Origin of the sequence: Paenibacillus sp. FA6, assembly GCF_051550225.1 — a bacterium.
Taxonomy (GTDB): domain Bacteria; phylum Bacillota; class Bacilli; order Paenibacillales; family Paenibacillaceae; genus Paenibacillus_AQ.
Genome location: NZ_CP188820.1, coordinates 2,572,713 through 2,596,094, shown reverse-complemented (window position 1 = coordinate 2,596,094; position 23,382 = coordinate 2,572,713). Strand labels below are relative to the sequence as shown.

22 protein-coding genes, 1 pseudogene and 1 riboswitch are annotated in these 23,382 nt (G+C 42.2%); of the genes and pseudogenes, 20 read left to right on the top strand and 3 right to left on the bottom strand.

Annotated elements, in window-relative coordinates; all coding sequences use genetic code 11:
• The first annotated feature begins 2 nt into the window (after positions 1-2).
• The 17 genes and pseudogenes from ACP8HI_RS12215 (at position 3) to ACP8HI_RS12135 (ending at position 14,392) form a co-directional block, all read left to right on the top strand.
• Entirely contained in the window at positions 3-1,214 is a 1,212-nt protein-coding gene (locus ACP8HI_RS12215; protein WP_438351337.1) for an endonuclease Q family protein, read from the top strand.
• A 74-nt stretch (positions 1,215-1,288) separates the two neighbouring features.
• Positions 1,289-1,939: a stage II sporulation protein M gene (spoIIM, locus tag ACP8HI_RS12210; RefSeq protein ID WP_438351336.1), complete on the top strand. Its 651-nt coding sequence runs from the start codon at positions 1,289-1,291 to the stop codon at positions 1,937-1,939.
• Between the two features lie 82 nt (positions 1,940-2,021).
• Positions 2,022-2,486 carry a ferric iron uptake transcriptional regulator gene (fur, locus tag ACP8HI_RS12205; RefSeq protein WP_438351335.1) on the top strand — a complete coding sequence of 155 codons (465 nt, stop codon included), beginning with the start codon at positions 2,022-2,024 and terminating at the stop codon, positions 2,484-2,486.
• A 153-nt stretch (positions 2,487-2,639) separates the two neighbouring features.
• Positions 2,640-2,876 (top strand): DUF4227 family protein, encoded by a 237-nt coding sequence (locus tag ACP8HI_RS12200; protein ID WP_438351334.1) that lies wholly within the window; start codon positions 2,640-2,642, stop codon positions 2,874-2,876.
• A gap of 119 nt (positions 2,877-2,995) precedes the next feature.
• A complete protein-coding gene (xerD, locus tag ACP8HI_RS12195) occupies positions 2,996-3,892 on the top strand; it encodes a site-specific tyrosine recombinase XerD (protein ID WP_438351333.1) in 897 nt (298 codons plus the stop codon).
• A 56-nt stretch (positions 3,893-3,948) separates the two neighbouring features.
• Positions 3,949-5,133: pseudogene (gene deoB, locus ACP8HI_RS12190) on the top strand (phosphopentomutase); the annotation flags it as partial.
• A gap of 24 nt (positions 5,134-5,157) precedes the next feature.
• Entirely contained in the window at positions 5,158-5,982 is an 825-nt protein-coding gene (locus ACP8HI_RS12185; RefSeq protein ID WP_438351798.1) for a purine-nucleoside phosphorylase, read from the top strand.
• Between the two features lie 2 nt (positions 5,983-5,984).
• Positions 5,985-6,323: a hypothetical protein gene (locus tag ACP8HI_RS12180; protein WP_438351797.1), complete on the top strand. Its 339-nt coding sequence runs from the start codon at positions 5,985-5,987 to the stop codon at positions 6,321-6,323.
• 294 nt (positions 6,324-6,617) lie between these two features.
• Entirely contained in the window at positions 6,618-7,799 is a 1,182-nt protein-coding gene (locus tag ACP8HI_RS12175; protein ID WP_438351332.1) for a D-alanyl-D-alanine carboxypeptidase family protein, read from the top strand.
• A gap of 92 nt (positions 7,800-7,891) precedes the next feature.
• Positions 7,892-8,245, top strand: a complete 354-nt coding sequence (gene spoIIAA / locus ACP8HI_RS12170; RefSeq protein WP_438351331.1) for an anti-sigma F factor antagonist — start codon at positions 7,892-7,894, stop codon at positions 8,243-8,245.
• Positions 8,242-8,703 carry an anti-sigma F factor gene (spoIIAB, locus tag ACP8HI_RS12165; RefSeq protein WP_438351330.1) on the top strand — a complete coding sequence of 154 codons (462 nt, stop codon included), beginning with the start codon at positions 8,242-8,244 and terminating at the stop codon, positions 8,701-8,703. Before spoIIAA ends, spoIIAB begins: the two co-directional genes overlap by 4 nt.
• An 11-nt stretch (positions 8,704-8,714) precedes the next feature.
• Positions 8,715-9,470 carry an RNA polymerase sporulation sigma factor SigF gene (gene sigF / locus ACP8HI_RS12160; RefSeq protein WP_438351329.1) on the top strand — a complete coding sequence of 252 codons (756 nt, stop codon included), beginning with the start codon at positions 8,715-8,717 and terminating at the stop codon, positions 9,468-9,470.
• A gap of 113 nt (positions 9,471-9,583) precedes the next feature.
• Positions 9,584-10,231, top strand: coding sequence for a stage V sporulation protein AA (locus ACP8HI_RS12155; protein ID WP_438351328.1), 648 nt, complete (start codon positions 9,584-9,586; stop codon positions 10,229-10,231).
• Positions 10,228-10,650 (top strand): stage V sporulation protein AB, encoded by a 423-nt coding sequence (locus ACP8HI_RS12150; RefSeq protein WP_438351327.1) that lies wholly within the window; start codon positions 10,228-10,230, stop codon positions 10,648-10,650. The genes ACP8HI_RS12155 and ACP8HI_RS12150 overlap by 4 nt, the downstream gene beginning before the upstream one ends.
• Positions 10,651-10,674: 24 nt before the next feature.
• A complete protein-coding gene (locus ACP8HI_RS12145) occupies positions 10,675-12,261 on the top strand; it encodes a spore germination protein (RefSeq protein WP_438351326.1) in 1,587 nt (528 codons plus the stop codon).
• A 133-nt stretch (positions 12,262-12,394) separates the two neighbouring features.
• Positions 12,395-13,711 carry a diaminopimelate decarboxylase gene (gene lysA, locus ACP8HI_RS12140; RefSeq protein WP_438351325.1) on the top strand — a complete coding sequence of 439 codons (1,317 nt, stop codon included), beginning with the start codon at positions 12,395-12,397 and terminating at the stop codon, positions 13,709-13,711.
• Positions 13,712-13,954: 243 nt separating this feature from the next.
• On the top strand, positions 13,955-14,392 hold the full coding sequence (locus tag ACP8HI_RS12135; protein WP_438351324.1) for a peptidylprolyl isomerase: 438 nt from the start codon (positions 13,955-13,957) through the stop codon (positions 14,390-14,392).
• A 592-nt stretch (positions 14,393-14,984) separates the two neighbouring features.
• Here the strand turns inward: ACP8HI_RS12135 and ACP8HI_RS12130 are convergent.
• From ACP8HI_RS12130 to ACP8HI_RS12120, 3 genes are all read right to left on the bottom strand, one after another.
• Entirely contained in the window at positions 14,985-16,283 is a 1,299-nt protein-coding gene (locus ACP8HI_RS12130; RefSeq protein WP_438351323.1) for an ABC transporter substrate-binding protein, read from the bottom strand.
• 111 nt (positions 16,284-16,394) lie between these two features.
• Positions 16,395-17,231: a carbohydrate ABC transporter permease gene (locus ACP8HI_RS12125; RefSeq protein ID WP_438351322.1), complete on the bottom strand. Its 837-nt coding sequence runs from the start codon at positions 17,229-17,231 to the stop codon at positions 16,395-16,397.
• A complete protein-coding gene (locus tag ACP8HI_RS12120) occupies positions 17,231-18,112 on the bottom strand; it encodes a carbohydrate ABC transporter permease (protein ID WP_438351321.1) in 882 nt (293 codons plus the stop codon). Before ACP8HI_RS12120 ends, ACP8HI_RS12125 begins: the two co-directional genes overlap by 1 nt.
• Positions 18,113-18,238: 126 nt before the next feature.
• On the opposite strand from ACP8HI_RS12120, the gene ACP8HI_RS12115 reads away from it, so the two are divergent.
• The 3 genes from ACP8HI_RS12115 (at position 18,239) to ribD (ending at position 23,374) form a co-directional block, all read left to right on the top strand.
• Positions 18,239-20,053: a cache domain-containing sensor histidine kinase gene (locus tag ACP8HI_RS12115; RefSeq protein WP_438351320.1), complete on the top strand. Its 1,815-nt coding sequence runs from the start codon at positions 18,239-18,241 to the stop codon at positions 20,051-20,053.
• Positions 20,054-21,661, top strand: coding sequence for a response regulator transcription factor (locus tag ACP8HI_RS12110; RefSeq protein ID WP_438351319.1), 1,608 nt, complete (start codon positions 20,054-20,056; stop codon positions 21,659-21,661).
• A gap of 162 nt (positions 21,662-21,823) precedes the next feature.
• Positions 21,824-21,996, top strand: a riboswitch (FMN riboswitch).
• A gap of 277 nt (positions 21,997-22,273) precedes the next feature.
• Positions 22,274-23,374, top strand: a complete 1,101-nt coding sequence (gene ribD, locus ACP8HI_RS12105; RefSeq protein WP_438351318.1) for a bifunctional diaminohydroxyphosphoribosylaminopyrimidine deaminase/5-amino-6-(5-phosphoribosylamino)uracil reductase RibD — start codon at positions 22,274-22,276, stop codon at positions 23,372-23,374.
• The last annotated feature ends 8 nt before the right edge of the window (positions 23,375-23,382 follow it).

Genomic DNA, 23,382 nt, shown 5'->3' with positions numbered 1-23,382 from the left:
TCATGAATCCGTTAAATCCATCACAGGAGAAGCTGCATGAATATTATGCTGATTTGCATATTCATATTGGTAGAGCAACCGATGGTCAAGCGGTAAAAATTACGGGAAGTCGCAATCTAACTTTTGCTAACATCGCTAAGGAAGCAGCGGAGCGTAAGGGGATAGAGTTAATAGGCATTATTGATTGTCATTCCCCTTCTGTGCAGAATGATATTCTTTCATGTTTGCATTCTGGGGAAATGAGTGAGGTTGAAGGAGGCGGGATTCATTACCGCGGAACGACGATCCTACTCGGATGTGAAATTGAATTCAATGAACCGGGAAAAGGTGCAGCACATGTGTTGACATATTTCCCGAATTTAGACGTGATCCAGCAATTTAGCGCATGGATGAGTGGGCATATGACCAACATTAATTTGAGCACGCAACGGATCTACGTGCCTGTGCGAGCACTACAAGAAGAAGTAGTTCAGCGTGGAGGCATATTTATTCCAGCACATGTATTCACACCCCATAAAGGGATATACGGAAATATAACAAGCACTATGGCAGACATACTGGACGTTAACTTGATCAGTGGTATTGAGCTAGGTTTGAGCGCTGATTCCATGATGGCGGGAATGCTGAGTGAGCTAGATGATGTTACTTTCTTAAGTAATTCTGATGCGCATTCTCTTGGTAAAATAGCCCGTGAATATAATGTCATGCGTTTGGCTCGTCCTTCCTTTACTGAATTTCGTAAAGCATTGAACCGAGAAGATGGACGTCGAATAACAGCTAATTATGGATTGAATCCTCGTCTAGGGAAATATCATCGAACATACTGCAATAGTTGCAATCTCATTATTGAGGATCATGTGAATACGATGACAGCACAACTTTGCACGCATTGTGGGAGTAGCAAGGTTGTACAGGGTGTTCTAGATCGAATAAATAGCATTGCTGATCGGGGAGAACCTTTTATACCAGAACATCGCCCATCCTATCATTATCAAGTTCCGCTGGAGTTCATTCCTGGACTAGGTAAAGCGAAAATGAACTCGCTACTTACTGCTTTTGGAACGGAAATGAACATCCTTCATCAAGCGCAGGAAGAAAGTATAGCAACTGTCGTAGGATCCGAAATGGCGCAACAAATCGTCAAAGCTCGTAATGGAAGTCTTAACCTCACGTCAGGTGGTGGTGGAATTTACGGTAAAGTAATTCGTCCCTAATTCTGGACAAGTCATAGTTTGGAGGAGTCTCTCATAACTTAGATGTATGTGAGATGAAGGGAGACTCTTGTCATATGCAATCTTTTCGAAATTCTTTAAGAGAGCAAACAACGCTTTTTATATTTGTAGCGGTGTTATTTCTCGTTGGAGTTGTGTTTGGTGCATTGATGGTTAACGCACTTTCTTTAGAGCAACAGCAGGATCTGGCAACATACCTAGGTGATTATTTTGTAACGCTTGATCAAGGTAGTGGCGGATCTGAACAGGCTGCTTTTTGGAATATAGCTATATTGAATTTGAAATGGGTAGGTCTGATCTGGATTTGTGGGCTTTCCGTTATCGGTCTGCCAGGTATATTGATACTTGATTTTCTAAAAGGAGTACTGATCGGGTTTACAGTAGGTTATCTAGTGGGACAATTTTCGTGGAAAGGGCTTCTATTTGCCATGGTGTCGGTTGCTCCGCATAATCTACTAGTCATTCCGGTCTTGGTATTATGTAGTGTCGCTGCGATTACTTTCTCTTTGCATATTATTAAAAATAGGATGTTGATGCATCGTCAAGGTAATTTCACACGTCCATTCGTTAACTATGTCATGCTGACAATGGTCATGGGACTACTTATGCTTGGTATATCTTCGTTTGAAACTTGGGTTACTCCGGTGATGATGAGATGGGTAACACCAATGCTAGTTGATCCTGCAACACTCTCTTTTGTATATTAGAAATGCGTTTGACTTTATTTATAAACTCCCCCTATAATGAAGGAAGTGATTAAATTAGGCAGTATTTCCTAGGGGGGAGAGTATGCAAGCTCGTATCGATAAAATCAAACAACAATTACAATCCCAGGGCTATAAGCTGACACCCCAGCGGGAAGCCACCGTCAGAATATTGCTAGAGAATGAAGAAGACCACCTTAGTGCGGAAGATGTTTTTATGTTAGTGAAGGAAATAGCTCCTGAGATTGGCTTGGCGACTGTGTATCGCACTCTTGAACTTCTGAGTGAATTACATGTCGTTGAGAAGATTAACTTCGGTGACGGAGTTGCTCGGTATGACTTACGCACAGATACTGCGAAGCATCATCATCATCATCTTATATGTGTCCAATGTGGACGTATGGATGAGATTCGTGAAGACTGGCTTGGTCCTTTGGAGGAGCGTTTGGAAGAGGAATATAACTTCACGGTGTCTGATCATCGACTGGATTTCCATGGTATTTGTCATCGTTGCAACGAGAAGAATGGTAATCATAACAAAGATAATTAATTTACGTACTTGTAACTATATGAATAGTTAGATCGAGCTCTCGCCAACATAAGTTTGTTTGGGGGGCTTTTTGCTGTATACTTAATTCTCTATTCACTCATCATATTATTGGATATTGTATCATATGTTCATAGAAATGATGGGGGGATTCCTATGGTTATTTCATTACGCAAATGCCTTACCTTTATTCGATTTGCTATTATCTTCTTAGCGCTGACTTATTTATTATTCCGGATGTTAAGTGCTTTTGGAGATCTGATAAGTCCAGTAGATCCTTATAGAATTCCCCAAGGATATGCCGTTAAAGCATTTCAGTTGGAAACTAGGGAAAGTGATGTAGCAATGAGTATGGGTGAGCGTCTTCGCATCTTTTATTGGTATGGTGAATAATAGGAATGATGCAGGAGAATAAAGCACGCTGGCGAATAGGCTTGTTGATATACTTCGTGATCAAAATTTAACTTTTTGAACAACCTCTATAACGCATTCACAAAGGAGCGCAATGGCCCATGAAACAGCATATGGCACCCTTTATTCGATTTATGGATGAAGAGAAGGGGCTCACTCGGAATACGTTGGAAAGCTATGAGCGAGATTTGACTCAGTTTCTGGAATTTGTAGATGGAAGAGAGATTAGCTCTCTCAAACAAATTAATAGAAGTCACATCCTTTTATATTTAAGGGATCTGAAACAAAAAGGTCGTGCTGCAGCTACTGTAACACGTAAGACGGTTTCAATCCGCTCCTTTTTTCAATATTTACTGAGAGAATCTATGGTCGATCAAGACCCTTCTCTACAAATGGAAACACCCAAGCTTGTGAAGAAAGCACCTCATGTACTTACAGTTGAAGAGGTAGATCTATTGTTATCAGCGCCAGCATCTTCTGGACCTCAAGGGATCAGAGACAAGGCGATGCTTGAGCTTTTGTATGCGACAGGAATGAAGGTTTCTGAAATTGTTTCCCTGGACTTACAGAACATACACACGGATCTTCGATACTTACATTGTATTGGTGCATCTGGTAAAGAAAGAATTCTGCCCATGAATAGAGTGTCTGCGCATTATTTGGACAACTATATAAAGGAAAGCCGAGACAAGCTTCTGAAGGGTAATAAGGAAGAACAGGCCTTATTCCTTAATACTTTGGGAAGTCGTTTGACGCGTCAAGGATTCTGGAAAATACTCAAGAAATATGCTAATGAAACAAAGATAAACATGGATATTACTCCACATACATTGCGCCATTCTTTTGCTACGCATTTATTGGATAACGGGGCAGACATAAGATCTGTTCAGGAAATGCTAGGGCATGCTGACCTCTCTACAACGCAAGTATATAGTTCAATGCTCAAGAAAAATATGAAGGAACAATATGATGATCACCACCCGCGGTCGTCTATGTAGCGATCTTTGGCAAGGAGAACAAGAATGATTCACCAAATATGAAGGAGTGAAATACAGTGGCTAGTTCTAATCATGGTTTTAAAAGAATTTGTTTCATCGTATTGGATAGTGTGGGTATTGGTGAAGCACCAGATGCCGCTAAATTCGGAGACGAAGGTTCTCATACGCTCGGACATATTTTGGAGAGAGTAAAGGATCTAAAGCTTCCTCATTTACAACAGATGGGGCTTGGGAATATTACGTCGATTCCACCTCTGAGTCCCGTAGAGAAACCAACAGCATTTTATGGAAAGATGCAAGAAGTATCTATCGGGAAAGACACGATGACAGGTCATTGGGAGCTCATGGGTCTTAAGATTGAGACCCCATTCAATACCTATCCAGAAGGATTCCCAGAAGAATTGATTAAGAAATTTGAGAAAGAAACAGGACGTAAGGTGATTGGTAATAAGCCAGCCTCAGGTACAGATATCCTGGTGGAGTATGGTGAGGAGCAGATGAAAACAGGTGCTTGGATTGTTTACACATCTGGGGATAGTGTTTTTCAGATTGCAGCACATGAAGATGTTATACCGCTGGAAGAGCTATATAAAGGTTGTGAAATTGCCCGCAGGCTGACTATGGCACCTGAGTTCTCTGTAGGTAGGGTTATAGCGCGTCCTTACGTAGGTGAGACTGGAAGCTTCACACGTACATCTAATCGTCATGACTATGCTGTGAGGCCTCCTGAGGCGACGGTGTTGGACGCTGTGCAAGCGATGGGGAAGGATGTCATTTCAGTAGGGAAGATTCATGATATTTTCACAGGGGAAGGGATAACGGAATCCTATCCAACGAAGAGCAATGAACATGGTATTCAAGTGACGATGGAACAGTTATCTAAAGATTTCAATGGATTCCTGTTTGTTAACCTTGTTGATTTCGATTCACTATATGGTCATCGTCGCGATCCAGAAGGATACGGTAGAGCACTTGAGGTATTCGATCAATCACTTCCAGAACTTATTTCAAAGTTAAATGATGATGATCTATTGATTATATCTGCAGATCACGGGAATGACCCGATCCATAATGGGACAGACCATACGCGGGAATACGTCCCTTTATTAGTGTATAGTCCTTCACTGATCAGAACATCGAGCTTGGGAATTCGCGGAACATTCTCAGATGTAGGGGCAACGATTGCTGATAATTTCGGGGCACAAGCACCTAAGTATGGTACAAGCTTTTTACAAGAGTTATTAGAACCTAAGGAGGTCAAAACAATGGAACAATTAAATAGCCAAATGATTCAAGATGCGGCGGCTTACATTTCCAGCAAGAGCAGTATTCTACCTGAGGTTGGACTTATTCTAGGTTCAGGGCTTGGTGTATTAGCAGAACTAATTGAAGAGGGTGTTTCGATCCCTTACGAGGACATTCCACACTTCCCTGTATCCACTGTGGAGGGGCATGAGGGAGAACTGCTGTTGGGAACGATTAAGGGACGTCCGGTTGTGATGATGAAGGGCCGGTTTCATATGTATGAAGGATATGGACCAGAGGTCACTGCTTTTCCTGTACGCGTGATGAAAGAGTTGGGTGTGAAGAGCCTGCTTGTAACGAATGCAGCTGGGGGAGTGAATAAAGAATTTGAACCAGGAGATCTTATGCTCATTACCGATCATTTGAATCTGACGGGTACTAATCCATTAATTGGACGCAATGATGCGGCACTAGGTGTACGATTCCCTGATATGTCTGAAGCTTATAGTCAACGTCTGCGTAAAATAGCAAAGAATACAGCGAAATCAAGAGGATCTAAATTGAAGAAAGGCGTTTATGCCGGACTTCTAGGTCCTTCCTATGAGACTCCAGCTGAAATTGTGATGTTGCGTACGCTGGGAGCTGATGCGGTGGGAATGTCTACGGTATCTGAAGTCATCGTTGCACGGCATGCAGGAATAGAAGTGTTAGGAATAACTTGCATTACTAATATGGCGTCAGGTATTCTGGATCAACCTTTATCCCATAATGAAGTGATGGAGACCGCGGAACGTGTGCGTGAGAAGTTCTTAGGATTGGTAGTAGATCTTATTCCACAAATGTAGTGATGTTAGGGTCAGATGAAGTGAAAGCAGTGCAAGCTGGGTACGTCTCGGCCATTCAAGCGGAGTCGATCGGTATTGCAGCGATGCTACTTGGAGCGGGTCGTGAGACAAAGGATTCCATCATCGATTTAGCGGTAGGGATCCGATTATCCAAGAAAATTGGTGATGCTGTACAACTTGGTGAGACGCTAGCCGTTCTCCATGTCAATATGGATGATGCCACCAAATTACAGGAAATAGAGAATAAGGTGTTGGAATCTTACCAGATCTCTGAGAAGGAAGTTCCAGTTCCCCCACTAATATATGCTATTGTCACTCGTGATGGTGTACAACGTTTTTGATAATACATGAACTCCCAGACCAAGGACGCCGAAAGGCGTCTTTTTTAAATATAAGAAAGTATAAGTTTCACTTGATACTCTATACCTTATATTTCCGCTGAAACGGCTATACCGTCTTTGAAAAAAAGACGGTATAGCCGTTTCTACTTGTGTCCAGAGAAATAATTTCTATCAAAATAAATGGTTTATGGAATATATTTCATCCAACCTGACGACACTAAAAGAAAGGTACATTTTCACAATGACCCGTTTATCTTAATTACCATTCGCCAATTACAAGTAAGGAGGGGACTAATGTTGAAAAAGATGCTACGAATTGCTGTAACGTTGTTATGCCTCATTGCTCTAAGTAGTCCAGTAAAGGGATTCGCCGCTGAGGAGAAGAAACCGGCTACTCAAGACCTTGCACCCAATGCGTTGTCAGCAGTATTGATGGACGCGGATACAGGTACGATCATTTATGAAAAGAATAGTCATGCTAAACTTCCACCAGCGAGTATAACCAAGGTTATGACGTTGTTGTTAATCATGGAAGCGATTGATGAAGGGAAGCTTAAGCTTACGGATAAAGTGAGAACGAGCGAATATGCTGCTTCGATGGGAGGTTCACAGATATTTCTTGAGCCAGGAGAGGAGATGTCCGTGGATGAGATGCTGAAGGGCATATCTATGGCATCTGGTAATGATGCTTCCGTAGCTATGGCTGAGAAAATTGCTGGAACGGAAGAAGCTTTTGTAGAAATGATGAATGCACGAGTGACGGAGCTTGGGCTAAAGGATACCCATTTCGTCAATTGTAATGGGCTTCCGGCACTGAACCACTATTCATCATCCCATGATATTGCGGTCATAAGTCGTGAGTTGCTAAAGTATCCGGAGATTACAAAATATACAGGAGTTTACCAGGATCATTTACGTAAAGATTCGGATAAACCATTTTGGTTAGTCAATACGAATAAATTAGTAAGATTCTATGCTGGGGCAGATGGTTTGAAGACAGGGTATACGTCAGAAGCTAAATTTTGCTTATCTGCTACGGCCGTTCGGGATGGATTAAGGGCTATATCTGTAGTCATGGGGGAACCGAATACAAAGACTCGTAATAGTGAAGTATCTTCGATGTTCGATTATATGTTCTCGCAATATACGAAGCATTCCCTATATAAGCAGGGAGATGTGATAGGTACTGTTGAGATTAATAAGGGGAAGAGTAAAGAACTCCAACTGATCGCGGGACAACCCTATAGTGTTCTTATGAAAAAAGTGGGCAAAGAGAAAGACATAAGACATGAATTGCAAATAGAACCAGAATTAAAAGCTCCGATTGAAGAAGGCCAGGTGCTAGGAAATCTGGTGGTGTATCAAGGAAATCAGGTCATTAAGAAATTCGAATTAAAGTCGCCTTCTGCGATTGACAAGGCGGGTTGGTGGACGATGTTCAAACGTACAACAGCTAAATTATTTTTTGTAGATTGATAGCAGTTTTCTTCTAGTTTTGTCGAGATGCAGGAATTTGATTTTCATTTCTAGAACTCTTTGTTCATGATAGGGAGGAGAGTGAGTAGAATATGAATCTTCAAATGGAAATGGAACATCATCGTCAAGTACTTATCGTCCGGTTCTCTGGAGAGCTTGACCATCATACGGCAGATCATGTTCGGATGAAACTGGATGAAGCTATTCATACTAGGCAGACCGAACATATTGTTCTAAGTCTAAAGGATTTGCAGTTCATGGATAGCTCGGGAATAGGTGTTATTCTTGGAAGGTACAAGCTAATCAAGAGCAAAGGTGGAAAAATGGCTGTGTGTGATGTGAATCCGCCGGTTTTTCGTCTGCTGGAGATGTCGGGCATGTTCAAGATAATGAATATCTATGAAAGCGAGAGCGATGCGCTTTCGGGTTTGGAGGTCGTGTCATGAGTGAAGAACAAGCCCAGGCGCATAATTTCATGACTCTACAGTTTGCCGCGAAATCAGAGAATGAATCATTTGCCCGAGTTACTGTTGCTGCTTTTGTATCGCAATTGGATCCGACGATGAATGAGTTAAGTGACCTAAAGACTGTCATATCCGAAGCGGTAACCAATAGTATTATCCACGGATATAATTCTGATTCCACAGGAATGGTCACCATTACGGCTGAGATCAATGGAGATACGGTCACAATGACTGTGGAAGATCGCGGACATGGGATAGAAGATCTGGATCTTGCGAAGCAGCCTTTATATACTTCTAAGCCAGAATTAGAAAGATCAGGCATGGGATTTACCATTATGGAAAATTTCATGGACGAATTTGAAGTGTCTAGCGAATTGGGATCGGGTACGTCGATTAGGATGAAGAAGAGGATTGAATCCAAGAAAGCTTTATATAATTAGGGGTTGGACGAATGGATGCTGAAGTGAAGAAAGTCTCGCAAACCTACTTGGAAGATTCGGAAGTCAAACGTCTTATTGCACTTAGTCAAACGGGGGATACCGTTGCTCGAGATACACTAGTTAACTGTAATATTCGTCTTGTCTGGTCCGTCGTTCAAAGGTTTATGAACAGAGGATATGATCCAGAGGATTTATTTCAAATTGGTTGTATTGGACTGTTGAAATCTGTTGATAAATTTGATTTAAGTTATGATGTCAAATTTTCAACCTATGCGGTTCCTATGATCATAGGAGAAATCCAGCGTTTCTTACGAGATGACGGTACAATCAAAGTTAGTCGCTCGTTGAAAGAAATGGCCAATAAGGTACGTAAGAAGAAGGATGAGCTTTCGAAGGTATTGAACCGTCTGCCGACAATTAAGGAAGTGGCAGAGCATCTTGGAGTCACCCCGGAAGAGGTGGTATTCGCTCAGGAGGCTAATAAGCCGCCGACCTCCATACATGAGACAGTCTACGAGAATGATGGAGATCCTATTACGTTAATGGATCAGATCGCAGACGAGTCTCAAGATAAATGGTTTGAGAAGCTAGCTCTGAATGAAGCGATAGAGGGATTATCCGAACGTGAACGTCTCATTGTCTATCTCCGATATTATCGGGATCAGACCCAATCTGAAGTCGCAAGCAGGCTTGGAATTTCTCAAGTGCAAGTATCACGTTTGGAGAAAAAGATTCTTCAGCTTATTCGAGAGCAGATTGCGCAATAGAATGATGAATGAAAGAGGTAACCTGAGACATAAGTGCTCAGGTTCTTTTTTGACTAAAAAATACTATTCATTCACATACTAACGATAATTTAACTGTAGAGGAGTGATTTGTTATGGAGAATTATTCCACCCCCACGGTTTATCTCCAGCTCAAAAAACGTGTCCTAATCCCTCGGGGGAAGGTAGTGACACTTGGTGAAGTGGCTCAAATTCTGAGTGAACCGGAATGGGAAGAGAAACTGTTCAATCTTGAACTAGCTCAACCTCGACACATAGATGGAAACTTACTTGTGATGGATTTAATGAAGATTATTCCTCGAATTCAGAATGTCATACCTAATGTGTATATCGAATCCATTGGTATGCAGCAAGTTATCATTGAAATTGTTCAAAAACCAAAGAAACCATCTAGATCCTTATTCGTACTTGTTTGGTTATTGTTATTCTTTGGGTCAGCACTAACCATTATGAATTTTCATGCAGATGTCAATATGATGGAGGTACACATTAGGGTTGTAGAGATGATCACTGGGAAACGAAATGAGCATCCGTATCTTTTTCAAAGTGCTTATTCTTTAGGAATTGGATTTGGAATGGTTGTGTTCTTTAATCATCTTTTTAAGAAAAAGTGGAATGAGGAGCCGACACCGCTTGAAGTTGAAATGTATCTTTATCAAGAGAATATCGATCAATTCGTAGTGGCTGAAGAGTACAAGAGAGAAGGGGCTAATCAACGGAAGCAGGATGAGAGTTCATCATGAGTATTCTGATAGGCTTTGTGGAAATATTACTAGGAGTTGCGGGAGGAATCGCTGTTGGTAGTGGGGTTATTGCATTTATTCTAGTTCTCGATATCGTTCCTCGACTCGCGCAATTAACTTTCACTTATCATAAAGTTCACTGGTATGAAGGAGCCTTGATTGCAGGATCTCTTGTCGGGACAATAAGTGACTTTTGGCAGTGGAAAGGAGCATTTAATCCCGTAGTTGCGTTAATCATAGGAGCATTCTTTGGAATATTTGTTGGACTTTTAGCAGCGGCACTGACAGAAGTACTGAATGTACTTCCCATTCTAGCGAAACGCCTTCATATGAAAAACTACTTAGTGGGTTTATTGATGGCTATGGTTGCTGGTAAAGTGGCGGGTTCGCTTTTTGATTGGTTCGTATTTCGAAATTAGCTAACATCAGGGGAGTGAGACCGCATGTCAGAAGAAAAAACGAACCGTAACGTAGATGAACAGAAGAGCGATTCAAGAGAACAGAAACGTCAGGATAAGCGAGACGAAGAAATGTCAGATACCATTGAGGAATCTATTATTTATTGGCAGGATCATGATGAATTCTCGGGTGATCTGAACCAAGTTGAAAAGGTGTTAAATGAGGTCATGGGGCTCGGATCCTCATTTGATGTTGATTTTCGTAAAATGAACTTTGGTGGAATTGAAACAGGAATATTATTTATAAGTGGATTTACAGATAGTGATATCATGACGGAGATCCTTACGAGATTGACTTATATTGAACAAGGAGAAGTTTGCTCAGACGCCATGAAGTCTTTCTTTGATAAATACATACCTCATATCCAAGTGGAGAAAGTGAAGTTATTAAGTCAGGTCATTAATAAGGTACTTACAGGTATGAGTGCCTTCTTCATGGAAGGTGATAGTACGGTGCTCTTGGTAGACACACGTACTTATCCCTCTCGTAACCCGGATGAATCGTCCATAGAACGGGTGGTTAGAGGTTCAAGAGATGGATTCACAGAGACATTGCTCACGAATGTGTCATTGGTCCGACGTCGTATTAGAGACCCTGGATTGATATATGAAGTAGTTCAGGTTGGTCGGAGGACAAGAACGGATGTATGCATTGCTTATATTGATGATATTGTAGATAAGGTGCAAACTGATACCATTCGGGAGAAGATCAAAGCAGTCAACCTTGATGGCTTACCCCTTGGTGATAAACAACTTGAGGAAGCTATTATTAATAAAGGATGGCATCCATATCCGTTAGTAAGGTACTCAGAGCGCCCTGATGTGGTTGCGTCACATTTACTTGAAGGTAGGATTGTTGTGTTCGTAGACACCTCGCCAAGCGTTATGATTATGCCTACAACCTTCTTTGATCTATGTCAGCATGCAGAAGAGAATCGTCAGACGCCTTTTATTGGTACATATTTGCGTTGGGTTAGATTTCTAGGAATATTGTTCTCCATGTTTCTACTTCCACTCTGGATGCTACTTGTTCTGAATCCAGAATTGAAGCCGCCTGCATTGGAGTTTATTGGTCCACAGGAGACGGGGAAGTTACCTCTAATTGCTCAGTTTCTTATGGTGGAATTTGGTGTGGATTTACTTCGTCTTGCTGCTGTTCATACGCCAACTTCAATCGCATCAGCGATGGGCTTAATTGCCGCTATTCTTGTAGGGGATATTGCTGTGAAGACAGGTCTATTTGTCAATGAAGTCGTGCTTTATATGGCCATTGCTGCGATTGGGATGTTCGCTACACCAAGTTATGAGTTGGGTCTCGCCAATCGGATTGTTCGATTAGTGCTGCTTGTTGCTGTATCCATCTTTCACGTTCCGGGGTTTGTGATCGGCACGACGCTGCTTGTTCTCTTGTTGACGCTTCATAGATCGTATAACTCTTCCTATTTATGGCCATTTATACCCTTTAATGCAAAGGCAATGGCTGAGATTCTGTTCCGTATGCCAGTGTTATCGAATAAGAAACGACCTTCTTTCAATAAACCACGAGATAATACACGAATGCCACTAAAGTAAGGTGGGAAGCAGTCAGGATAGAAAAATATAAATGTCCTTCACATAAATCCATTTACTCTTATTTCAGGATTCTGATATACTTATGTAAATAGAAATGGAATATCTATTCCATCGAAAGTGGAGGACTGTAGAGATGTTTTTACATGGTACAAGTACAATAAATGCAAGTGGACACTTAGAAATCGGTGGTTGCGATGTTGTTGATCTTAAATCGCAATTCGGCACACCACTCTATATCATGGATGAACAATTGATCCGTGATCGTTGTAAAGAATACGTTGAAGCATTTAAGTCATCAGGGCTAAATTTTCAAGTGGCTTATGCTAGTAAGGCATTTTGCGTGATGGCAATGTGCGCGGTCGTAGAACAAGAAGGCATGTCTTTGGATGTCGTATCTGAGGGCGAATTATATACGGCATTGCAAGCAGGTTTTCCAGCGGAGCGCATTCATTTCCATGGGAATAACAAAACACCGGATGAGATCGACATGGCGATCGAAGCGGGAATTGGTTGTTTCGTAGTAGATAATTTAGTTGAATTACACTTGTTGCAGGCCATTTCGGCTGAGAAGGGCAAGCAAGTTCATGTTCTCTTGCGAGTTACCCCAGGGGTCGAAGCACATACACATGAATATATTTCGACTGGACAAACAGATTCCAAATTTGGATTCGATATCGGAAATGGTTCTGCCTTCGAAGGTGTCAAGGTGGCTTCCGATTTATCTAACATAGAGCTACTTGGTGTGCATTCGCATATAGGATCTCAAATCTTCGAGGTCGAAGGCTTCCAGATGGCTGTTCAGAAAGTAGCTGAATTTGCGAAAGAGGTTTATCAGCAACTTGGAGTACGTTTTAAAGTCGTAAATCTGGGTGGCGGATTTGGAATCCGTTATGTCGCTGGAGATACACCGCTACAAGTTTCCCAATATGTGAAAGCTATCACGGATGCGGTTAAAGAGCATTTTGCAGACATTTCAAGTGTACTTCCTGAGATCTGGGTAGAGCCGGGACGCAGCATTGTAGGGGATGCAGGGACGACGCTGTATACCGTAGGGACACAAAAGAATATTCCGGGTGTGCGTAAGTATGTAGCTGTTGATGGTGGAATGACGGACAACCCACGTCCTGCACTGTACCAATCTGAATATGAGGCGATTCTTGCTAACCGTGCAAATGAGGAAGAAGTAGAGACGGTCTCGATTGCTGGTAAATGTTGCGAGAGTGGGGACATGTTAATCTGGGATGTTAAGCTTCCAGAAGTACAAAGTGGGGATCTGTTAGCTGTATCGTGTACAGGTGCTTATAACTATTCCATGGCAAGTAATTATAATCGAATTCGTCGGCCAAGTGTAGTGTTTGTAAAAGATGGACAGAGCGATATCGTAGTGAAACGTGAAAGTTTCCAAGATATCATTGGGAATGACCTTATTCCGGAAAGAATTCGTAAGTAAGCGATGTTGAAATAAGCCGTTAGGTTAGGTTGCTACCCACTGTGGTGAATAGCTTTAGACGAAGGGTCAATCCATACGTATTTACGTAGGAATGATTCCTTTGTTTTCTTTTCTCTGTTTCTTTGCTTTCAGGTAACCATTCATAGTAAACTATAGGGTGTCTATAATTATTTTATAAACGATGTATTGACTAGTCTAGAGTGAAACTTGATTCACAAAATATGTTAAGGGGATGGAATAATAATGAAAAAAGGAACAATTGAATTAGAAAACGGTGGAGTGGTAGAAATTGAGTTTTTACCAGAAGAAGCACCAGCTACAGTAGAAAACTTTGAAAAATTGGCTAATAGCGGATACTATAACGGTTTAAGTTTTCACCGTGTGATCCCTAACTTTGTCGCTCAAGGCGGTTGCCCAACAGGAACTGGTACTGGTGGACCAGGCTACACGATCAAATGTGAGGCGACTAACAACACAACTAAACATGCCAAAGGCGTATTATCCATGGCTCACGCAGGTAAAGATACTGGTGGTAGCCAATTCTTTATCGTGTATGCACCTCAACCGCATTTGGATGGCGTTCATACCGTATTTGGTAAGGTAACAAGTGGTATCGAACACGTAGATAACATCAAAGCTAATGACAAAATGAAGGAAGTAAAAGTTTGGGACGAAGCATAAAATTTTAAAGTTCCAAAGTTCAAAAAGGCTAATCTCTTAGGGGATTAGCCTTTTTTTTGAACTCTGCGAAAGTATATACATAAAGAGGCGAAGTTCCACTCATGAAAGGGACTTGACCCATGATGAGAGGCAGAAGTGAGTGGAATAGCCTCCATGCAGCTATTGGATGAGGATGAGACGGAAGGTGAGCAATACTGCTGACAAGACTAATGATGGAGTTGAAGATGAGTGTTAGCGATGTAAATTGTGCTAATAGCGGGGATGATTTTGACGATGAAGTTACATCTAACGGATTGAAGACTAGATAACCACAAATCTGGAAGCAGCAGAACTCTCAGAGTAGAACAAGAGAAGCGGATGTAGTCCATAGCCAGTCCCTTCCCACGCATGCTAGTAACTTTTTCATCATCCTTAAACACTATCTTTCGGCAGTTCATTTCTTCTAATCCACTACAGGAACTCCCTCACAAAGGAAGCTGAAGAGTGTCTTTCTTACGTATTAGCACATTTATTGTACATAAAAAAGACTGCTTCTCGTCTCATCTCATCGATGATGTACAGAAGCAGTCTTCTTCAAGTTATGATTTATTTATTATTTCTTTAGCTTATCCCATGCTGCTTGCATGCTCGTTTCCCATTCTTGAACGTCAGCTTGTCCGGCAACAAACTTTTGGATGACACTACCGAATTCTTGAGCCACGCCGTCAGGGAATTTCGAAGATTGAAGACCGATAATTTTGTCGGCATCAATGTATTTGTATAGATCTGTTCCGATAGCGCCCATTTCTTCTGGAGTTGCTTTGATTGTGGACAATGCCGGGATAAATTTGAATTTGTTCACGATATATTCTTTACCCATGTCAGAAGTTACGAACCAGTTCAGGAACGTTTTAGCTTCTTCTTTGGATTCAGAATCTTTGTTGATAACAAGGTTCGCTGGAACACCGATCGTCAGTTTGTCGCTTTCCGCTGCATCATCGCTAAGTGGCATTGGTAGTACGCCGATGTTCATATCAGGATTGATACCATCGATCATCGTTTGTGCCCAGTTACCTTCTTGCATCATAGCTGCTTCGCCATTAGCGAACATTGTAACTTGTGTATTGTAGTCTGTCGTTAGTGGATTCTTGTTGCCGTAATCTACAGTCAGCTTCATTAATTTAGCGAAGTTATCGAACTTCTCATTACCTACGATGGAAGCAGAACCGTCATTTAAGCCATTAATGAATGCATCAGTATCTGGTTGTTGAGCAAAAGCAACACTGATACCTTGGTTACCCATTAGCCACCATTCTTGATATGCGTTAGCAAAAGGAGTGATTCCCGCAGCTTGAAGTGTCTTTGCAACAGCCTCTAGCTCAGTATAAGTTTTTGGAGTTTCAGTAATACCTGCTTGAGCAAACAGATCCTTGTTATAGACGTATCCGTAGCCTTCAAGGTTCATTGGCATTCCGTATACTTTGCCGTCTTTTGTCATAGGTTCAGCAGCCAAAGGAATCAGATCATTAACCCATGGTTGGTCGCTCAGATCTTCGAGCTTGTCAAGCCACATCTCCATCTCATTGTAACCACCGTTGGAGAAGATGTCAGGAGCGTCGCCTGAAGCGAATTTCGTCTTCAGCGATGCGCCATAGTCTGCGCCACCGCCGACGGTCTGGATATCAAGCTTGATATTCGGATATTCTTTTTCGAACTCCACTTTAAGTTCATTCAGACCTTCAACAATCTCGGTTTTAAACTGAAAAATTGTTACCGTTTTCACTTTATCGGGTTTTGTAGTACTGACATTACTTTCATTCTTGGAGTTATTATTACCCCCACATGCTGCGAGAACTAGTGACATTACCATCAGAACCGATATTAATAATGTTGCGGACTTTTTGATCTTCATTTCTTGTTTCCCCCTTAAATAATTGTATAATGATGTAACTTTATATTGGAACGGCCACCCGGTTCATCAGAACCGGGTAAGCCGAAGTGCCTAACATTGGAAACACTAAGGTTAACCTTTAACTGAACCAGCTGCAATTCCTTCTACAATATAACGCTGTAGCAATAGGAAGAAGATAATAACTGGTGTAATACCAAGCACGAGTGCTGGAAGTGCGATATCCCATTGCTTCGTATATTGTCCGAAGAATGCGTAAGTAGCTAATGGGATGGTACGCATATCAGGTTTTTGTAGAATCAGTGACGGTAGCAGGTAATCATTCCATACCCATAGGCAATTTAGTATGATGACTGTCATCAACATCGGTTTGAGCATTGGCAATACGATGCGGAAGAACACGGTGATTTTTGTACAGCCATCTACCGTTGCCGCTTCTTCAATCTCCAGCGGGATCGATTTAACAAAGCCGTGGAATAGAAATATCGACATTGGAGCACCAAGACCCAAATAAGTAAGAATTAGTCCTGATCTACTATTGTTGACACCAAGTACGTTGATGACTTTCAGTAGCGGAATCATGATCGATTGGAATGGAATAACCATGGCAGCTACGAACAGGAAGAACAATGCTTTATTAAAAGTTGTATCTGATCTAACCATCTGGTAGGCGCCCATTGCAGCAAATAATGCCATAAGTGTTACACTTACTACCGTAATGCCAAATGAATTGGCAAAGGCTTCTGGAAAGCGGGTTAATTCCCATGCTTTGGTGTAGTTCTCCCATTGGAATACGGCCGGCCAGCTGGCCGAGTTCGTCATAATATCTCCGAAAGGCTTCACAGAGTTGGCAAACAGAAAGTAGAATGGTACGAGAAACAACAGACCGACAAGGACCATCACTGCTTCAGTGATGAATAAGCGTCCGCTATATTTTTTTTGCGTACCCATTAGGCTTCTACCTCCTTACTCTTCGTGATGCGGACCTGAATCATGGTGATGACTGCCACTACGACAAAGAATAGTAGTGATTTCGCCGTACCGAGTCCGTATCGATTATTCTGGAACGCTTCAACATAGACATTCATCGCTACCGATTCTGTTGATTTGAAAGGTCCACCTTTGGTTAGTGATAAGTTAAGATCGAACATTTTAAACGCCCACGATATGGCAAGGAAGAGACAAATCGTTATAGCAGGCATGATCAACGGAATGATAATACTGCGCATCATTTGCCATGCGTTGGCTCCGTCAAGCTCAGCCGCCTCGATGACCTCAGAAGGGACATTAGTTAGGGACGAGATGTAAACGACCATCAGATATCCTGCAGACTGCCATACGAATACAATGGTGATCCCCCAGAATCCGGTTGACGCATCACCCAGCCACGGAAGGTTAAAGAATGACCATCCTGTCGCATCGCCTAAAGTTGAGAAACCTTTGATGAAAATAAACTGCCAGATAAAACCAAGCAATAGACCACCGATGACATTCGGCATGAAGAAGATCGTACGCAACACATTGCGTAGCTTCAAGCCCTTGGTCAGGAAGTAAGCTAGGAAGAAACCGACGACGTTAGTTAAAATCACACCCACAATGGTGAAGCGAGCGGTAAACCCGAAGGATTTCCAGAAATCAGGATCATTCGTAAAGATTTGTTTGAAGTTCTCAAAGCCTACCCATTCAACTGTATTTGCTACCCCGTTCCAATCTGTGAACGAGTAGTACATGCCAAGCAGAAATGGAATAATCATAATTAAAGTAAAAAATATGAGAACCGGACCTACAAATATCAATTGTGGTCCCCACTTGGACAGCTTGTTGTTGTTCATCCTGCACACCTCTTTCTTTCTACTGGAGAACTGTTATATTTTTATTATGCGGCTTATGGAGAGGGTTAAACACCTACGCAGGTGAACTCAAAGGTGTAATTTATTGATCGGAAGAGGTGTATCACGATGAAATGGAATAGAATACGTACGAAACTGATTGTATTTATGTTAATTGCTGTTACGATCCCTATAGTGACTACAATGCTTATTACCTATTCGTATACGACGAAATCGCTCATTTCACGGTCCATAGATGAGAATGCTAATCTACTGTATCAAGGGCAAAGGAATCTTAGTGCTCTGCTGCAGGACTTGAACCGGACTTCGACCACTGTGTACTCTAATACGGAGTTCTTCAGACTATTGCAGAGTGGTTATGAAGACGCTCAGAGTAGTTCCCGTATGTATGCGGGATTATCTTATATCTCTACGTCCATTCCGGATATTTATCAGGTCTACTTATATGAGAGCAAAAGTCGAAAAGCAACGCTTGTTACCTTGAATACTCCAAAAAGAAATATGGATGTGGATGCTTTTTCAGGAGCTGTCATCGAGGGATCCCAAAGTACTTTCGTACAAAAGACACATATGAGCCACACTTATGGTCTTGGGAAAATTCAGGCTAACTATCCGTCTGAGCCCGTATTTACGCTACATCGTAGAATCGAGGAGATCCCCTCAATTGAAGCAATCGGTTATTTATCCATAGATGTGAAGTTGTCTGCATTAACCGATATTATAGAGCAGCTATACCACAAGGAACGCGAAAATATATATATTATTGATGCTAATGGAAGTATCGTTTATAGCGATAATACAGAACAACTGGGATCGCCCATGACGGAGGAGTGGTATACGAATCATATTGCAGGTACGGAGGAGAGCACAGGGAATTTCAAAAGTGACAATGCCATATTTATTTATCAGAATTTGAAAAAAGCTGGGGCGGATTGGACTTTGGTGAAACAGATCCCTGTGCCATATCTCATCCGTGAAGCTAATAAAGCGGTAGCTATCAATCTTCTACTTTTGGGAATTTCCCTTGTCATTATTGTAGCTGCTTCCATTGTGATTTCTATCAAAATAACGGCTCCGATTAAACAGCTCAGTCGTTATATTAAAGAGGTACAGACTGGTAAAATGAATATTGATATCCAACAGGTTAGTAACGATGAAATTGGCCAGGTGATGACCCAATTTGGCAGTATGATGAACACGATCAACAACTTGATCTTAAGGGAGTACAAGTTGGAGTTATCCAACAAAACCAATCAACTAAGGGCGCTTCAAGCACAGATTAATCCCCATTTTTTAAATAATACATTACAAATTATCGGTACACTTGCTCTTGAATTGAACGTTCCACGCATTTATGCACTGCTATCTTCCCTAGGGAAAATGATGCATTACAGTATGCATAATGATGATAAAACAGTGATGTTGAAGGATGAGTTGGAGCATGTCAAAGCTTATGTTGAGCTTCAAAAGGAGCGGTTTGAAAACAAATTCAGTTTCCGTTACGATGTAGAGGACTCTTTACTACGGACACCAATGCCGAAAATGATATTACAGCCCATTGTGGAGAATTATTTCAAGCACGGTATGGACCGTACACGATCGGACGGTTTATTATTGCTTACAGCTAAAGGACTGGCAGACGGACAGGTACAAATAGACATTGAAAACAATGGGGCCTCAATATCTGCATCCCGTCTTGAAACGTTGAAGTGGCAGCTTCAAAGCTCCGGAAGTATTTATACGGTTGTTCAGGGTGATGCGGTAAGAGAAGCTTCTGATTCTTCGGGAATTGGATTAGTAAATGTACTGACACGACTGCGGATGGTATGCGGTCCTGATGCAGTTATCATTGTGGATAATATCAAGCCCGTTGGAATTCGCATTAGTTTGAGATTACAGTCTGAATCGGAGCGTGAAGTATAAGTGAGGGCATTAATTGTAGATGATGAAGCTCGGGTTAGAAAAGCAGTACGCCTGCTCGTAGATTGGGAGCGTCATGGTATTGATGAAATTGAAGAAGCTGAGAGTGGCACGGAAGCGATCGAACGTATCCGTATAATGAGGCCCGCTATCGTTATTATGGATATGATGATGGAGGCGGGAAATGGTCTAGAGCTAATGGCGTGGGTAAGCGAATTTGCCGTGAGTGTCAAGTTCATTGTTGTCAGTGGGCATGATGATTTTGATTTCGTTAGGCATACCGTTCGCCACGGCGGAATTGATTATATCCTTAAGCCGATAGATCCGGAAGCGATCAATGCGGCGGTTTCCAAAGCAGTCACGAGCTGGAATCAGGAGGAGCAGGGGCGTAATACCCAGCAGCAGCAAAATATACAGCTGAATGAGTTCAAACCAATTTACGGTGAGCGCCTGCTCTCTTCCTTGATTGATGAGCCTATAACTGCTGAGGCATCACTCCGTAGATTGCGTCTGGAGGGAGTCGTGCCGGAAAGTGTAGTTTCAGGGCGTCTCATGCTGCTACAAATGGATACAGGAGATGGTCCTTTATTTAAGCGATTCGGCAATGATAGCGATCTCCTACACTATGCTATCGTGAACATCTGTAATGAATTTATGAAGAATGGGAAGCGGGGTGTCGCCTTTCGTTATTGGGGTGCTCCGGCTGAGATTGCCATCATTTTATGGGAGAATTCCGAGGCCGCCACTGAGCTTATCGTAGACATCAATCAAGGGATTTACTATACTTTGCAGCGCCGAGTACATTGGGGGGTAGGCAATGCAGGCCTGCTACCACAGAGCCTTCCCATTCAATACGAAGAGGCGGATGCAGCGCTACGCCACCGCAATCTATTGAAGCCTGAGGATTATGTGCACAGTAATAATACAGACATTACTCCCTCTAAAGGCTCGTTTTCGAATATGAGCGATGATTGGAAGACGTCTGTGATGAGTGGGCAACCCGTGCAGTTGCAAGCGACCTCCAAACGCTGGATCGAAGAGTTAAGCCGCAGCGGTATCGTTACCCCGGAAATGTTATCCTTATGGAAAGCTGATGCGCTACTGTTTCGTTCTCAACTGCTCCGTGAGAATGTCGGTGATGATGCAGAGAATGCTATTACTGCGTTCGAGAGCTCCGATGTGCTACATCCTGCGCCCTTCACGAACGGTTACTCCTTCTCCCTGTTTGCCTGGCGCGATTGGTCGTACGACTTCATGCTACGCCTGTCTCAAGAGTTGCTTTCTTGGCAAGGTAGCGAGTTTAAGACGATGAGCCAGATCGTTAAGTACATCGAGAAACACTACATGTCCGACCTATCCTTACAGGAGGTTGCGCGACACTTCTCAGTTAGCCGTGAATACATTTCACGTAAATTCAAGCAGGAGCAGGGCATCAACTTCTCAGACTATATCGCTAAGTATCGGATTGATAAGGCCAAGCTACTATTAGAGAATCCGCATTTCAAAATCTCACAAATCTCAGAAATGGTCGGCTTCCGGGACGTCAAATATTTCAGCAAAGTATTCAAGAAGCAGGAAGGAATGACACCGCAAGGGTATCGAGGGAAGTGAAGATACAGTATTACAACAGCGTGATGAAAGGTTTGAAACGGGATCAAGAATGTCATTTCACTTTGCGGTTCAATTGTAACTTGCTATAATAAATATAGTGATACTCTTGTATTTTTATTTTGTTGATGGTAAAATTCGTACATAAATACAATTTCATATTGATTTATCCTTCGGGGTTGGGTGAAATTCCCTACCGGCGGTGTTGCCTTATTATAATTCATACCAATGAATATGATATGGCTTAGTCCGTGACCCATACGCTGATGTACGTAGCATATGGTTGACCTAGTGTGAATCTAGGACCGACAGTATAGTCTGGATGGGAGAAGGAGAGCAACTTGCGCAATTCACTTAAGTGATCGCGTACGGTAACATAATAAATAAGGCACCGATGTACGTGACTGATTTCACAATATATACACAATGATGTTATTTGTCATGTGTGGATTATTTGTTGAATGATTCCGTTGCTTTATTTTTGTGTACTCTACATTACTCTCATAACCAAGCCCTGTATCGGATGAATGGATATCATCTGTTGCGGGGTATTTTTGATTTTTTGCAATTCATCTATGTCAGCATGGTGTATAGAAGGATGGGGTGAAGTATACAGTGGAAATTATGAATGATGAGTTCTACATGTCGCTCGCACTAGATATGGCAGAACGAGCTCAAGGACAGACTCGTATTAATCCTGTCGTAGGTTGCGTCGTCGTAAAGGACGGGGTCCTGGCTGGTTTAGGAACGCATTTGGAGCTGGGAACCCCACATGCAGAGGTCCATGCATTGAATATGGCTGGCGAGAAGGCATTAGGGAGTACCGTCTATGTTACCCTGGAACCTTGTAGCCATTATGGAGCAACACCGCCCTGTAGTGAGCGTTTGATTCGAGATGGTGTCCGACGCGTCGTGGTAGCTACTCAAGACCCAAATGCACAGGTGGCTGGCAAAGGGATCGCTATGCTGCGTGAGCAAGGGATTGAGGTTGAAGTCGGATTACTTCAAGATCGAGCATTGAAACTAAATGAGAAATTCATTAAATATATTACAACAAGGATTCCATTCGTTACCTTGAAGACTGCTAGCACGTTGGACGGTAGGATTGCCTCCAAAACAGGAGATAGCAAATGGATTTCCAACGAAGCTTCGCGTGAACAGGTACATACACTCCGTCATCGTCATCAAGGCATCATGGTTGGGGTAGAGACGGTTATAATGGACAATCCACATTTGACAACACGCCTGGCAACGGGAGGGTTGAATCCGATACGTATTATTGTAGATTCACAGTTACGCACGCCATTGGAATCTAATATTGTAAACGATGGATTAGCACAAAGTATCATATTAACTACAGAGCAGATGGATGTTGTGAAGGCAGAACGTCTTAAGCAAGCGGGTGTTATTGTACTTGTTTGTGGTGAAGGTCCGCGAGTAGATCTATCTATAGCCATGGCGGAACTTGGTGCAATGCAGATAGCTTCAATTCTTCTTGAAGGAGGAGGAACCTTGAATGGTGCCATGCTAGAGGCTAAATTAGTTGATCGAATTATACTTTATTTAGCGCCCAAAATTGTAGGAGGCTTGAACTCCCCTAGTAGTTTCTCTTTTGAGGGAAGCGAATCGATGAAGGATGCTGTTAGATTAGAATCAATGGAAGTGGAGCAACTGGGAGATAATCTGTGTATTAGTGGCATACCCGTGTGGTCCTAATCTGTTGG